Source organism: Ramlibacter sp. AN1133 (assembly GCF_037890035.1).
Lineage (GTDB): Bacteria > Pseudomonadota > Gammaproteobacteria > Burkholderiales > Burkholderiaceae_C > Ramlibacter.
In genome coordinates, this window is sequence record NZ_JBBKTQ010000039.1 from 28,366 (window position 1) to 41,874 (window position 13,509).

General features: G+C 66.0%; 12 protein-coding genes. 8 read left to right on the plus strand and 4 right to left on the minus strand.

Going from position 1 to position 13,509, the window contains the following annotated elements:
• Positions 1–11 precede the first annotated feature (11 nt).
• Entirely contained in the window at positions 12–929 is a 918-nt protein-coding gene (locus WG923_RS29145; protein ID WP_340354539.1) for an NADP-dependent oxidoreductase, read from the minus strand.
• 210 nt (positions 930–1,139) lie between these two features.
• On the opposite strand from WG923_RS29145, the gene WG923_RS29150 reads away from it, so the two are divergent.
• From WG923_RS29150 to WG923_RS29180, 7 genes are all read left to right on the plus strand, one after another.
• A complete protein-coding gene (locus tag WG923_RS29150) occupies positions 1,140–1,748 on the plus strand; it encodes a molybdopterin-dependent oxidoreductase (RefSeq protein ID WP_340354540.1) in 609 nt (202 codons plus the stop codon).
• Between the two features lie 4 nt (positions 1,749–1,752).
• Positions 1,753–2,487: an FAD-binding oxidoreductase gene (locus WG923_RS29155; protein ID WP_340354541.1), complete on the plus strand. Its 735-nt coding sequence runs from the start codon at positions 1,753–1,755 to the stop codon at positions 2,485–2,487.
• Positions 2,488–2,690: 203 nt separating this feature from the next.
• Complete coding sequence (locus WG923_RS29160; RefSeq protein WP_340354542.1) at positions 2,691–3,647, plus strand: AraC family transcriptional regulator; 957 nt, start codon at positions 2,691–2,693, stop codon at positions 3,645–3,647.
• 373 nt (positions 3,648–4,020) lie between these two features.
• Positions 4,021–5,586: a response regulator gene (locus WG923_RS29165; RefSeq protein WP_340354543.1), complete on the plus strand. Its 1,566-nt coding sequence runs from the start codon at positions 4,021–4,023 to the stop codon at positions 5,584–5,586.
• Between the two features lie 264 nt (positions 5,587–5,850).
• Positions 5,851–6,753 (plus strand): glutamate ABC transporter substrate-binding protein, encoded by a 903-nt coding sequence (locus WG923_RS29170; RefSeq protein WP_340354544.1) that lies wholly within the window; start codon positions 5,851–5,853, stop codon positions 6,751–6,753.
• A 3-nt stretch (positions 6,754–6,756) separates the two neighbouring features.
• Entirely contained in the window at positions 6,757–7,419 is a 663-nt protein-coding gene (locus WG923_RS29175) for an amino acid ABC transporter permease (RefSeq protein ID WP_340354545.1), read from the plus strand.
• Positions 7,416–8,216: an amino acid ABC transporter permease gene (locus WG923_RS29180; protein WP_340354546.1), complete on the plus strand. Its 801-nt coding sequence runs from the start codon at positions 7,416–7,418 to the stop codon at positions 8,214–8,216. The genes WG923_RS29175 and WG923_RS29180 overlap by 4 nt, the downstream gene beginning before the upstream one ends.
• Before the next feature lie 89 nt (positions 8,217–8,305).
• Here WG923_RS29180 and WG923_RS29185 read toward each other — a convergent pair whose 3' ends face one another.
• A complete protein-coding gene (locus tag WG923_RS29185) occupies positions 8,306–9,616 on the minus strand; it encodes a dicarboxylate/amino acid:cation symporter (RefSeq protein WP_340354547.1) in 1,311 nt (436 codons plus the stop codon).
• Between the two features lie 93 nt (positions 9,617–9,709).
• Positions 9,710–11,122, minus strand: coding sequence for an aspartate ammonia-lyase (aspA, locus tag WG923_RS29190; RefSeq protein ID WP_340354548.1), 1,413 nt, complete (start codon positions 11,120–11,122; stop codon positions 9,710–9,712).
• 124 nt (positions 11,123–11,246) lie between these two features.
• Between aspA and WG923_RS29195 the strand changes: the two genes are divergently transcribed.
• Positions 11,247–12,149 carry a LysR family transcriptional regulator gene (locus WG923_RS29195; RefSeq protein WP_340354549.1) on the plus strand — a complete coding sequence of 301 codons (903 nt, stop codon included), beginning with the start codon at positions 11,247–11,249 and terminating at the stop codon, positions 12,147–12,149.
• Between the two features lie 350 nt (positions 12,150–12,499).
• Here WG923_RS29195 and WG923_RS29200 read toward each other — a convergent pair whose 3' ends face one another.
• Positions 12,500–13,405 carry a dihydrodipicolinate synthase family protein gene (locus WG923_RS29200; RefSeq protein WP_340354550.1) on the minus strand — a complete coding sequence of 302 codons (906 nt, stop codon included), beginning with the start codon at positions 13,403–13,405 and terminating at the stop codon, positions 12,500–12,502.
• Between the last annotated feature and the right edge of the window lie 104 nt (positions 13,406–13,509).

A 13,509-nucleotide genomic window follows, 5' to 3' on the forward strand; every position in this document is an offset into this window, starting at 1 on the left:
TTCGCCTTCGGTCACGCAGCAACGCGGATGACCGTCTTGCCCGGGCGCCGTTCGGTCCGGTTGAAGGCGGCGACGGCGTCGTCGAGGGTCGCAACGGTGCCGATGTTCGTCCGCAGCCGCCCGTCCCGCACGCGCTGAACGACATCACCCAACTGGGCACGATCGGCCTCGACGACGAAGTCGACCGCCAGTCCGTTGGCGGGCCGCGCCTGCACCGGCCCGACGATGGACACCAGCGTTCCTCCGGCTCGCACCAGGCGCGCGGACCGCTGGCCGACGTCTCCGCCGATGAGATCGAGCACCAGATCGACGTGACCGACATCTTCCAGGGTGTCGTTCTCGAGATCGACGAACTCCTGCGCGCCGAAATCGAGCGCCTTCTGACGATCCGCGGCGCGTCCGGTGCCGATCACGTACGCGCCCGCCAGGCGTGCGAGTTGCACCACCAGCGCGCCGACTGCGCCGGCCGCGCCATGCGCGATGACGCTCTGCCCTGCCTGAAGGCGGCCGTGCACGAACAGTCCCTGCCATGCGGTCAGGCCCGAGATCGGCACGCTCGCGCCCACGGTGAAATCGACGTCGCCCGGCAGCGGTGCGAGGTTGCGTGCCTCGACGGCCACGTACTCGGCGAGGGTGCCGTCGCGATACCAGTCCGTGAGGCCGAACACCCGCTGTCCCACCGACAGCCCCGTCGTGCCATAGCCCACGGCGGTGACCACCCCGGCCAGCTCGTGCCCGGGAATCGATGGCGTGCGGTCGCGCCCGCGGCGATCGGCCCAGGTCGAGGGCCAACTCAACTCGGTCCCGACAAAGCCCGACGCAGCGACCCGGACGACCACGTCGTTGATCGCGGCCTGCGGCTCGGGCCGATCCACCAGCTTCATCCCGGCCGTTCCTGCAGCCCGGTTCGTCACAACGATTGCCTTCATCGCTCACTCCTTGGTTCAGCACCCGGCCCTGCAGCTATCGTCGAAGCGACGCCTCTGCAGGCATGGACACGGAGCGCTTCGAAGTCACTTTAAAAGCGCTTGGGTGCTCGGGAGTCCGGAAAACGTTGCAACGCGTCGCATGCATCCGGGCCCACCAGCGCTTGCTGCGTACGATCGCAACCCGTCCAACTCAGAAACAGGAGCTCGCTCATGGTGACCAGAGGCTTTACGGGCCGTCGCGTGGATCCCGAGACCGCAGCACGCCTGCCGCCGGGGCAGCATGTGACGCAGGACTTTCCCGTGCTGTCGGCAACGCCCACGCCGCAGATCGATCCGGGCGACTGGAGATTCACGCTGAAGCACGGTTCGAGGCCGATCGCCAGCTGGTCATGGCTGGAGTTCAGCCAGCTGCCGCGGACCTTGTGGCAGGGTGACATCCACTGCGTGACCACCTGGTCGAGGTTGGACACCACATGGGAGGGCGTATCCATCGACGACTTGTTGACTGCCGCGGCGGTGGGCGAGCTGACGCCCTTCATGCTGGCCGACTGCTACGGCGGTTACAGCACCAATGTCCAGACTGCCGACCTGCTGAACGGGAAAGCGATGATCGCGACCATGTTCGGGGGCCGGCCCCTGTCGGCACAACATGGCGGCCCCGCGCGGTTGCTGGTCCCGCACCTGTATTTCTGGAAGAGCGCCAAGTGGTGCAACGGCCTCAAGTTCACGGAACGCGACGAGGCGGGCTTCTGGGAGCTGCGCGGCTACCATCTGCGCGGCGATCCGTGGAAGGAGCAACGGTATTCCGGCGACCGTTGAGGACATGAACCGAATCGACTGGTCAGTTGCGGCGGTGCGCGCAAAGCGCCTGCTGACACCGAGTTCAACCAGCCTGCTGCTGGAAAACACCATCGGCAATCACCTGGCGGGTCAGCACGTCGATGTCCGCCTGGTAGCGGAAGATGGGTACGAGGCACGACGCAGCTACTCGATCGCGTCTGCCCCAGGAAGCAGCGACCTGGAGCTCCTGGTCGAGCGCCTGGCTGATGGCGAGGTGTCGCCGTTCATTGCAGACGCACTCCAGCCTGGCGATGCCCTGGAGATTCGCGGCCCTGTCGGGGGGCATTTCACTTGGGCGCCCTCGAATCGCCAACCCCTTGTTCTCATCGCTGGCGGCTCCGGCATCGCGCCGCTGATGTCCATGATCAGACATCGGTCAGCCGCCCCGGATCCCGCGGCACCGGCGCTGCTTCTCTATAGCGCCCGGAACTGGCTTCACATGGCTTTCGCCGATGAACTGGAGCGCCTGGCCGCAAACGACCCGAGCTTCTCCTTCGTCGCAACGACCACCAGGGCGCCCAGCCGGCGGAGCGGCGACTTCGCCCGACGTCTCGATTCGGACATGCTGGCCAAGGTGCTCGCGCGCTTCGGCCCCCTGGGCAAACCCGCCTGCTTCGTTTGTGGCACAACGGACTTCGTGGAAGCGGCGGCGACAGCACTGGTCGATCTCGGCGTGCCGGCCGAAGCGGTGAAGACGGAACGGTACGGAGGTGCGTAGGTCGAAACGGATGGCAAGACTCCAGGAAAAAAGAGCTGGCCGCGTCTGGCGACCGTCGCGCGAGCGGATCCGCATCCTGGGCCGCTACACCTGCTGTCGACCTACCATGTTCCGAGGGGATCCTGCACGGGTCAGCGATTGGCAATTTCGTACCATAAAGGTGTCGACGGCCTTCTTCCCCACGCCACCTGGGAGTCAGCAGCGTGAACGAACCCCCGGTCCTGCGCATCGCTCCCGCGGATCTCGAGAGTCTGCTGGGAACCCTGGAAGTGAACTTCGTGGCCCTCACCGAGTGCCTGGTCAGCACGGGATACAGCCTGGAGTTGGGCGGCGTGAATGCGCCGGGAATGCACTACAACCTGGTGGGCAACGGTCGGGCCATCGTGGACAACCTGGACCCCATTCCCTTGATGCCGCACACGCTGATCGTCGTTCCGGCGAAATCGCTGTTCCGCATCGAGGTCGAAGGCAGCAACGGCTTCTCCGGCCTGCTTTCGATCAACGGCCGAACGCCGAACAGGTCCCCGGACGCGGTGCGCAAGGTCACGGCGGGCAGTGGCGAGCCTTCCCTCGTTCTCGTGTGCGGCTACTTCCATGCGACCTATGGCGCGTGCGCGGACCTCTTTGGCGGACTGACGGAGCCGATCTTCGAGCAGTTCAGGCCCGAGGACCAGGTAGACACCAAACTGCAGGCAGCGGTCGCGGAACTGATGACGCAGGAGATCGGAAGCGGCGCGATGAGTGCCGCCTTGTTGAAGCAGGTCATCGTGCTGCTCCTGCGCAGGTCCCTCGTGTCGATGAACGCATGGGTGGAGCACTTCTCCATCCTGAGTGATCCACTGGTTGCGCGGGCTTTTGCGGCAATGGCCATGCGCCCGGGCGACGACCATTCGCTCCACAGCCTTGCCCACCTGGCTTGCCTCAGTCGCTCTGCCTTCGTGGCCCGATTCACCAGCGTGGTCGGCAAACCGCCGATGCAGGTCCTTCGGGAGCTGCGACTGCGGCAGGCGATGCACCAGCTCAAGGCAAGCGGCCTGGGCATAGAAGTCATCGGCCGCAATGCCGGCTATGCCAGCCGCAGCAGCTTCATCAAGGCCTTTCGGAAAACCTATGGAATGGATCCTTCCGAAGTGCGACGAAGCGTTCCGGCGCGGGAGTGAGGTCGGTCGGGAGCTCTGGCGGCTCAGGCCTGAGTCACCCTATCTGCCTCTTGAGTGATCCACCGGGCTCATCGGTCAATGCAGTCCCGGATTTGCGCTGCTGGCCAGCACAGCGCCCGCCACGCTTGCACGGGCGACGCCAGGAAACGTTTGCCGGACTCCTCGCCACATCGAGAGCCGTAAAGTGTCCCGAGCCCCGATCTTGGACCGATGGGGCGAAGCCAACTGGGTCGTCAGATGATTCGACGAAGCCGTTCATGGGTCGGTGATGCCGCCCATCGCGCCACTGGCGCGAAGCGCCGCTTGCTTTTCGCTGGCGGCAGCGGCCACCTGATGCCTGACTGCACCCGCGCAATCCTTTCTCGGGAAGATCATGAAGGCTCTGGTGGTCGATATGGAGTGGACGAAAGCGGCAGAATGGGCCGAGCTCCTGCCGGTCGGGGTGTTCGGCGTCGACGCCGAGGGGCTGCTTCTGTATGCGAACGCTTGTTGGGGCCGACTGACAGGCAGCGAGGGCGACGAGGTCACGGGCCTGCCCTGGGTGGCGGCAGTGCATCCGAAGATGCGCGGCGAGGTCGTCGCCGGCTGGAAGGCCGCTGTCGCAAGGCGCGAAAGCTTCGTCACCTGCTTCCGGGTCCGGGGCCGGCCTGGCGCGCAACAGTGGATCCGGGTGCAGCTGGCATCGCTGTCTCCACCGCTCGGATCCTGCGCGTTCGTGGGCGCGGCGGTCGACGTGTCGGACGAAGTGCGCCTGAAGCGGGAGCTCGAAGCCGGCGCCAGGCGGCTGGCGCACGCCGTCGAGGCCACCGGGCTTGCGCTTTGGGAGGTGGACCTTCGCTCGAGCGAGGTCTACCTCTCCGGCAGCTGGGGGGCGCTGCTGGGACTGCCGCAGCAGGAACGCATCGCCCCGTTGTCCAAGGTCTTGCCCTATCTGGAGAGAAGCGAGGATGGCGAAGCACTCCAGGCGTTCTGGCTGCGACTGCTCGCGGGCGAATCCGACCGCGTGGAGCTCGAGCACAGGCTGTGCCGCGCGTGCGGTGACGTGGCATGGGTGCTGAGCCAGGCGCGGGTCAGCGCGCGCGCGGCGGACGGCCGGCCACTGCGCATCGTGGGAAGCTGCATGGACATCGGCGACCGAAGGCGCTCCGATGGCGCGCTGCGCTCCACCGGGGCGACCCCCGCAGCTTCCATCCTCCTGGTGGAGGACACCGAGGTGAACCAGTTGGTTGCCCGCCGCATGCTGGAGCGGCTCGGATACGAGCGGATCACCATTGCGGCCAATGGCCGCGAGGCGCTTGCCGCCTGCCGTGCGCAGCCATTCGACCTGATCCTGATGGACTGCCAGATGCCGGAGATGGACGGGCTGCAGGCGACCCGCGAGCTCCGCGCGAGGGGACTGCGCACCCCGATCGTCGCGTTCACCACGCGCAGGGGCGCGGACGACCGTGATCGCTGCCTCGAAGCCGGCATGAACGATCACCTCGCCAAGCCAGCCGACATGGCTGCTTTGGCAGAGAAGGTGGGCCACTGGCTCGGGGTGCACACGTGGCCTGCCGCGGCTGCTGCCAGCCGGCCGATCGGCGGCACTCCTGTCGCATTCGATCGCGCGACGCTGGGCCGCAGCCTGGAAGCCGACGGCGAGGCCATTGCCTGCGCCTTGGGCGTGTTCGAGCGCCAGACCGGACCCGGGCTCGACGCGCTGGAACAGTCGCTGCTGGCCGGCGACATCGAACAAGCGCGCAGCATCGCGCATCGCGTGTTGGGCGGCGCTGCGATGCTGGGTGCGCTGCGCCTGGCACAGCGGTGCCGCCAGATCGAGCGCAGCGAGGCTGCGGACGCCACGGCATTGATGACGCTGCTCGCGCTGGCCAGGCAGGACTATGCCGCTTTTCTCGAGGACACGGCATCGCTGCGACACGGCCCGGGGAACCGGGAGTGATGCACTGCAGGCTGCGCTGGTGCGCCCCCCGATCCCACGCATCATGGACGCAGTGACCACAAGGGTTCGTTCCGGCGAAGTCAACCTGGATCTGCGGCGCCTGCGCTTCTTGTGGAGGTCGTGCAGCAGGTCGGCAAGAAGCTGTTCGCCACCCAGTCCCCACTCAACGCATCGTGCAGCCCGGCATCCGGTGGGCCCCATCCGACCCGCGCAGGCTGCGATACATTCGTCGGCGGTACACACCAACCGAGGGAATCAATGTCAATGTGGATCTCATCCGTCCTGAAAGCCTCCGCGGTCGCACTGGCAGTTGCGACCGGTGCGCCGCTTTTCGCACAAGGCACCCCCATCAATGCGGCAGCATTCGACTCGCTGGTCGCCCAGGGCCCCGTGGCCGACGCCGCAACCATCGCGTCGAACAAGTGGGCCAGCAAGATCAAGCAGGCCGGCACACTGCGCCTCGGCGGCACCCAGACGTCGAACCTCTTCTCGCAGCTCAACGAGAAGGACGGCAGGATCCGCGGTTTCGATGCGGGTCTGGCCCAGCTCCTCACCCGCTACATCCTGGGCGACGGGTCCAGGTACCGGTTCACGCAGGTCACGTCGTCCACACGCGAACAGGTGCTGATCAACGACCAGGTGGACATGGTGCTGGCGACCTATTCCATCACCCCTGCCCGCGCGGAGAAGATTTCTTTCGCCGGGCCTTACTACACCTCGCAGGCAGGCGTGTTGGTCAAGGCCAACAACAAGGCCATCCAGTCCTATAACGATCTCGCCGGCAAGAAAACCGCCACCCAGGCGGGATCGACCGGGCCCGCGATCCTTGCGCAATTCGCGCCCAAGGCGATCGTGCAGGAATTCCAGACCCACCAGGAAGCCGTCGACGCCCTGCGCCAGGGACGCGTGGACGCCTACGTGACCGACTACACGCTCCTGCTCAACGTGTTGAGCCTCGGCACTGGCGATGCGCAGTTGGCAGGGGCACCCTTCGGTCCGCAAGACCCGTACGGCGTCGGGCTTCCCAAGGGCTCGGATGGCGTGGCCTTCGTCAATGCCTTCCTGAAGAAGATCGAAGCGGATGGCACCTGGGCCAGGCTGTGGACGGTGACCATCGGGCAGCGTACCGGCAGCACCAACGTCCCGGCGCCGCCTGCGGTTCCTTGACCGATGGGCAGTGTCGTCCGGCTCCTGGCCGACCACGGGCCTGCCTTCGGGCAGGCCCTTTTGCTCACATGGAAGCTCACGGCCCTGTCGTTCGTGGCCGGCTTCGCGCTGGGGATCGTCGTGACGGTGGCCCGGCTCCTGCCGCTGCGGCCGCTTCGTTTCGTGCTGACCGCCTACGTCGAGGTCTTTCGCAACATCCCGAGCGTGGCGCTGCTGATCTTCATCGTGTTCGCGCTGCCCGATCTCCAGGTCGTGATCGACTATGAGCCGAGCGTCATCCTGACCCTGGCCCTGGTGTGCTCCGCCTTCACGTCGGACTACCTGCGTACGGGCATCAACACCGTCGCTGGCGGCCAGGTCGACGCTGCACGCAGCCTGGGCATGAGCCCGATGGTCATCGTCTCGTCGATCGTCCTGCCGCAGGCGCTGCGCTCGGTCGTGCAGCCGATGACCTCGCTGCTCATTGGGCTGATGCTGTCGACTTCGTTGGCGTCCCAGGTGCCCCTTCCGGGCCGGGAACTGACAGCGCTGGTGGCCAGGATCGCCAACGACTCCGCCGCCGGCATCCCCGCTTTCGCCCTGGCTGCTGCGATGTACCTGGTCTCGGGATTGCTCATCGCCTGGGCGGGAGCCACCCTGGACAGGAAGGTGCGGATCCTGCGATGAGCCGCGCCCTGGAAGACATCCTCTTCGGCGACCTGAACCCCAAAGCGCAGGCCATCACCCGCATCGTGAGCGTGACCGTCTCGGCGACGCTGCTCGTGCTGGTGGCAGGCATCGTGGTCCGGTTCCATGCCGCGGGCCAGTTCGACGCACGGCTGTGGGAATTCTTCGCCTGGGAGACCACCTGGGTGTTCCTGGGCAAGGGCCTGCTCGGCACGCTGGCATCAGCGGCAGCGGCGGCCGTCATCGCGCTGGTCCTCGGGCTGGTGCTGCTGGTGGGCCGCCTCTCGCGCCTGCGCCTCCTGCGCTGGCCGGCTGTCGCGGTCATCGAATTCCTGCGCGGCGTGCCGACCCTGCTCCTCATTTATGTGTGTTTCCTGGTCCTCCCGTCGGTAGGGATCAAGCTGAGTGCCTACTGGATGTTGACCTTGCCCGTGGGACTCAGCACCGCCGCCGTGGTCGCGGAGGTGTACCGCGCAGGCGTGCTCGCCGTTCCCCGCGGCCAGACGGATGCGGCTCGGGCCCTGGGGCTCAACGAAGCACGCGTCTTCGCTCATGTCGTCTTTCCACAGGCGCTGCGCTACATCGTTCCGGCACTGGTCGCACAACTGGTCATCGTGGTCAAGGACACGACCTTCGGTTACGTCGTCACGTATGGCGAACTGATGCAGAACGCCAAGGTGCTGATCGCCAACTACCGCTCACTGGTGCCCGTGTACCTTGCGGTGGCCGTGCTGTACTGCTCGGTGAACTACGCCGTTTCGAGGCAAAGCCGCCGGCTCGCCCGGCCCGTGCATTGACCCTCTGCATCCGCGCATGCGTCGGTGAAGGCCGCACCTGTGCACTTCTTGGCACAACCCTGAATGCACCACGTCAAGCCAGGGAAGTATCAAGCCACGGCCTCGGCGTCACGGGCGAGGGTGGGCACCTGGAGGGGTTCATGGAAGGTCCGCTCTTCACCCACGGTGGATCCGCTCAACTTGCCTTCCCATTTTGCGATCACCGACGTCGCGAGGCTGTTGCCGATCACGTTCGTCGCGGTGCGGCCCATGTCGAGGAACACATCGACACCCATGATGAGCAGCAGTCCCGCTTCGGGCAATCCGAACATCGGAAGCGTCGCTGCGACCACCACGAGCGAAGCCCTGGACACGCCCGCCATGCCTTTGCTGCTCACCATGAGGAACAGCAGCAGGGAAAGCTGCGTCGCGAACGACATCTCCACACCGTAGGCCTGGGCGACGAACAGCACCGCGAAGGCCTGGTACATCATGGACCCGTCGAGATTGAAGGCATACCCGAGCGGCAGGACAAAGCCCGTCACCTCGCTCCTGACGCCGAACTTCCCGAGTTGCTCCATCGTCTTCGGGTACGCGGCCTCGCTGCTCGCGGTCGAGAAGGCGATGATGGTGGGTTCCTTCACCAGCCCGAGCAACTCCAGCACGCGTCCCTTCAGCACCAGGTAGCCAGCCAGAACGAGCACCAGCCAGAGCGACGACAGGCCGACGTAGAAGCTCGCGATGAACTTCGCGAACGTGCCGAGGACACCCAGTCCCTGCACCGTGATCGCCGCCGCGATCGCGGCGAAGACGCCGACGGGGGCCAACAGCATGACGTAGTCGGTCACCCTGATCATCACGTGAACCAGGCCGTCGATCGCGGACATCATGGCCGGGCCGGCGCGTTCCTTCACCGCCCGCAGCGCGAAACCGAAGAACAGCGAGAACACGACGATCTGCAGCACGGAGTTCCCTGCCATCGCCTCGAAGATGCTCTTCGGAAAGATGTTGACGATGAAGTCCTTGAACTTCAGCGAGGAGGTCGCCAGGTTCGTGGTGGCGTGCGCGTCCGGGAGCGGAAGATTCATGCTGTTCCCGGGATGCAGGAGGTTCGCCCAGAACAAGCCGAGGAGGAGCGATACCAGGGATGCGGAGATGAACCAGCCCATCGCGCGCGCGCCGATGCGGCCGACGCTCTTGCCGTCGCTCATCCCCGCGATGCCGGTCACCAGCGTCGAGAACACCAGGGGCGCGATGATCATCTTGATCAGGCGCAGGAAGATGTCGGCCACGGCGCTGAAGTAGCTGCCCGCCTCCCTGGCCGCAGCGGCGTCAGGCGCGAGTGCATGGCATACATAGCCGGTCGCTATGCCGAGCAGCATCGCCAGCCCGATCCAGGTGGTCAGTTTGTTGAATTTCATGCTTGTCTCCATGCTCGATGCGGTGAGCGGGTGGCGGCGCCTGGGTGCGCCATGGGTGGGGTGACATGGGCTGGCGGGCCCGGGGGTCCGGGCTTATTGCAGCCGCAGGAGCGCGCGAGGCTGGGTGAGCACCTCGGGTCGCAGGATCTGGTCGAGCTGTTCGTTCGTCAGCAGCTGCCTTGCGAGCACCAGCTGATAGACGCTGGCGCCGGTCGCCAGCGCCTCCTGCGCAATCTCGGTCGCATTCGCGTAGCCGATGTACGGGTTGAGTGCGGTGACCAGGCCGATCGAGCTCTGAACGCTCGCGCGCAGGGCGTCCCGGTTCACGGTGATGCCCCGCACGCACTTGTCGGCAAGCGTCAGGAGCCCGGCGCGCAGATGGCCGATGCTCTTGAAGAGGCTGTGGGCGATGATGGGCTCGAAGGCGTTGAGCTGGAGCTGGCCGGCCTCGGCGGCGAAGCAGATGGTCAGGTCGTTGCCGATCACCTCGAATGCGATCTGGTTCACGACTTCGGGGATCACGGGGTTCACCTTGCCGGGCATGATCGAGGAGCCGGCCTGCATGGGCGGCAGGTTGATTTCGCCCAGGCCGGCGCGAGGCCCCGAGGCGAGGAGCCGCAGGTCGTTGCAGACCTTCGAGATCTTGACGGCAACCCGCTTGAGGACGCCGGACAACTGCACGAACGCCCCGCAGTCCTGCGTCGCCTCCACCAGGTTGGGCGCGGTCAGGAGCGGCACGCCCGTGATGGTTGCCAGGTGCCGGCACACCGTCCGCGCGTAGTCGGGATGCGCATTGATCCCGGTCCCGATGGCCGTCGCGCCCAGGTTGATCTCGCGAATGAGCAGCGCCGCCTCGCGCAGGCGCTGGATGTCCTCCTCCAGCATCACCGCGTAGGTGGAGAACTCCTGGCCCACCGTCATGGGCACGGCGTCCTGCAGCTGCGTGCGGCCCATCTTCAGCACATCGGCGTACTCGATGGACTTGTCGTGGAAGGCCAGGCGCAGGACCTCCATGGCCTCGATCAGGCGATGCACGCCCAAGTAGCCGGCCAGCTTCAACGCCGTCGGATAGACGTCGTTGGTGCTCTGGCTCATGTTGACGTGTTCGTTCGGGTGGAGCTCGCCGTACTCCCCCTTGGCGCGTCCCAGCATCTCCAGCGCGACATTCGCGATCACTTCGTTCGCGTTCATGTTGGTGGAGGTGCCGGCGCCGCCCTGGATCACGTCGACCACGAACTGGTCGTGCCATCGGCCCTGCCGGATCGCCTCGCACGCCTGCACGATGGCATCCGCCAGCCGGGGGGCCAGCAGGCCCAGCTCCTTGTTGGTCACGGCCGCAGCCTGCTTGATCGCCGCCAGCGCGTTGACCAGGTCCGGGTAGGCCGAAATCGTGATGCCGGTGATCGGGAAGTTCTCGATCGCGCGGAGCGTGTGGACGCCATAGTAGGCGTCGGCAGCGACCTGACGGTCGCCGAGGAGGTCGTGTTCGGTGCGGGAGCTGGGCATGGGTGGCGTTCTGAAGCGTCCAAAGGAAAGTGCATGGATGCTAGGTCTGCCCGGTTCGCCACGCGCCAACTGATTCACAATATGCATAACGCGCAGCCATCTTCCGAATCGGGGGGCGGTCCAGATGCAGATCCGGTGGATAGAAGATTTCCTCACCCTCGCGGATGCGAAGGGCTTCGCTCGCGCCGCCGAACGGCGCCATGTCTCGCAGCCCACCTTCAGCCGGCACATTCAGTCCCTGGAGGAGTGGCTGGGTGTCGAACTGATCGACCGCAGGGTCCAGGGCGTCCAGTTGACGCCGTCGGGCCGCATCTTCCGGGAGTTCGCCATCGACATGCTCCGGCGGACCTACGACATGCGCGCGCTGCTGCGAGGGCAGACGTCGACGGCGGAGAGCCTGGTCCGCTTCTCGGTGGCCCACACCCTGTCGGTGACGTTCTTCCCTCGCTGGCTCAATGAACTCAAGGGCGTCCTCGGAAACGTGCTCGCCCATGTCAACGCGGTCAACGTTCCCGAGGGCGCGAGAGCACTCACGGAGGGAGCGACCGACCTGCTGCTTGCCTACCACCACCCCCAATTGCCCGTCCTCCTGGACCCCAAGCGCTTCCCGCACCTGACGCTCTCGACCGACCGCATGGTGCCGTTCTCGGCGCCGCTGCGCAGCGGCGCGCCCAAGTTCAAGCTGCCTGGCCAGAGCGGAAGCGGCGTGCCGTTCCTGTCCTATTCGTCTGGCGCGTACCTTGGCCAGGTGGTCGAGATGATCCTGCTCAATTCCGGTGAACAGCTGCATCTCGTCAGGTCGTTCGATACGCACATGGCAGAGGCCTTGAAGGCCATGGTGCTCGCCGGCCACGGACTGGGGTGGCTGCCGGAGAGCTCCGCCGCGCGAGAGGTCAGCGACGGGCGCCTGGTCTCCGCAGGTTCGCGGCGCTGGTCATGCGACCTGGAAGTGAGGCTCTATCGCCTGGCCGAGCGCGGCAACGACATGGTCGAGCAAATCTGGGAGTTGCTTTCGGGGAAGAAGTAGGAATGGTCTGTCCGCAGGCTTCGGGGCGTGGCGCGCTGCTGGCCTGCCACTCGGTAATCGAGGTCCTCCAGCGGACTGGGCTCATGATGGCGATGACCGCATGGGAGACGTATGTTGAGGATCGTGTCCTCGAGGCCCCATCACGCCTAAGGGAGCTGGTGACAGCGACGAACAAAGCTCTCTCTCCGCAGCAAGTTGCACGGAGGCAGCTTCGACCCCTACCAGCCGTCGCCTTCCGGGATTCTCTGCCGCGCTCGCGATCAGGATGTGTGAACGAGCTTTGAGCGGTCAGGGAAAGCCCGGCTTTCGCTTGCTGACCGGGGCGGCCGCATCGTCCACTCCGGCTCCGATCAATAACCCAACGCGCGCAGACCCGCCAGCGTCTTGCGCGTGATCTCCATCGTCCGCTCGCGCTCCTTGCCCGCCAGGGGCAGGCGCGGCGGTTTCATCGCTTCGCTGCTGCCGGTCATCATGTGCTCGGCCAACTTGATGTGCTGCACCAGCTTGACCTCGGTGTCCAGGTGGTACAGCGGCGTCAGCACGCGATAGAGCTCGCGCGCCTTGGCGTAGTCGCCGGCACTGGCCAGTTCCAGCAGCTTGACCGAGACTTCGGGCACCGCATTCGCCATGCCGGAGACCCAGGACGTGACGCCGAGCACCGCGCTCTCCAGGATCATGTCGTCGACGCCACAGACCACGTTCAGGCGGTCGCCAAAGCGCGTGATCAGGTCGGTGACACGGGTGATGTCGTAGGACTCCTCCTTGAGCGCCACGATGTTGGGTTCCGCGAGCAGCTGCTCGACGATGTCGGGCGTGAGGTCCACGCCGTAGCCGCGCGGGTTGTTGTACAGGAGCAGCGGCAGCTCCGTGGCGCGTGCGACCGTTCGATAGAACTGCACGGTCTCGCGGGCATCCGACCTGTAGGTCAGGCCCGGGAACACCATGAAGCCGGCGATGCCCAGCTTCTGCGCCTCGTCGGCGTAGGCGCACGCGCGCTGCGTGCTCGTCTCGGCCAGCCCGGAGAGCACCGGCACCCGGCCGCGCGCCGTTTCGACGGCGGTACGCAGCACCGCGAACTTCTCTTCCGGGTCGAGCTGGGCGTTCTCGCCGACCATGCCCATCATCACCAGGCCGGCGACGCGAGCGTCGATCAGGCGCTCGATGCCGGCGCGGATGGCCTCCAGGTCCAGCGAGAAGTCGGGCTTCAGTTTGGTGGTCACGGCGGGGAACACACCGCGCCAGTCGATGGTCTTCATCTTGCTTTTCTCCTCAGGGAATCTGCTCGTGTTGGTGGAGCGTGCCGGCTTACGTATTCATCACGGCGACCGAGCGCGAATTGAGGTACGCCTCCATCGCCTCG

Coding starts and splice junctions, on each gene's coding strand:
- WG923_RS29145 (WP_340354539.1), bottom strand. CDS start 929: ATGAAGGCAATCGTTGTGACGAACCGGGCTGCAGGAACGGCCGGGATG.
- WG923_RS29150 (WP_340354540.1), top strand. CDS start 1,140: ATGGTGACCAGAGGCTTTACGGGCCGTCGCGTGGATCCCGAGACCGCA.
- WG923_RS29155 (WP_340354541.1), top strand. CDS start 1,753: ATGAACCGAATCGACTGGTCAGTTGCGGCGGTGCGCGCAAAGCGCCTG.
- WG923_RS29165 (WP_340354543.1), top strand. CDS start 4,021: ATGAAGGCTCTGGTGGTCGATATGGAGTGGACGAAAGCGGCAGAATGG.
- WG923_RS29170 (WP_340354544.1), top strand. CDS start 5,851: ATGTGGATCTCATCCGTCCTGAAAGCCTCCGCGGTCGCACTGGCAGTT.
- WG923_RS29175 (WP_340354545.1), top strand. CDS start 6,757: ATGGGCAGTGTCGTCCGGCTCCTGGCCGACCACGGGCCTGCCTTCGGG.
- WG923_RS29180 (WP_340354546.1), top strand. CDS start 7,416: ATGAGCCGCGCCCTGGAAGACATCCTCTTCGGCGACCTGAACCCCAAA.
- WG923_RS29185 (WP_340354547.1), bottom strand. CDS start 9,616: ATGAAATTCAACAAACTGACCACCTGGATCGGGCTGGCGATGCTGCTC.
- aspA (WP_340354548.1), bottom strand. CDS start 11,122: ATGCCCAGCTCCCGCACCGAACACGACCTCCTCGGCGACCGTCAGGTC.
- WG923_RS29195 (WP_340354549.1), top strand. CDS start 11,247: ATGCAGATCCGGTGGATAGAAGATTTCCTCACCCTCGCGGATGCGAAG.
- WG923_RS29200 (WP_340354550.1), bottom strand. CDS start 13,405: ATGAAGACCATCGACTGGCGCGGTGTGTTCCCCGCCGTGACCACCAAA.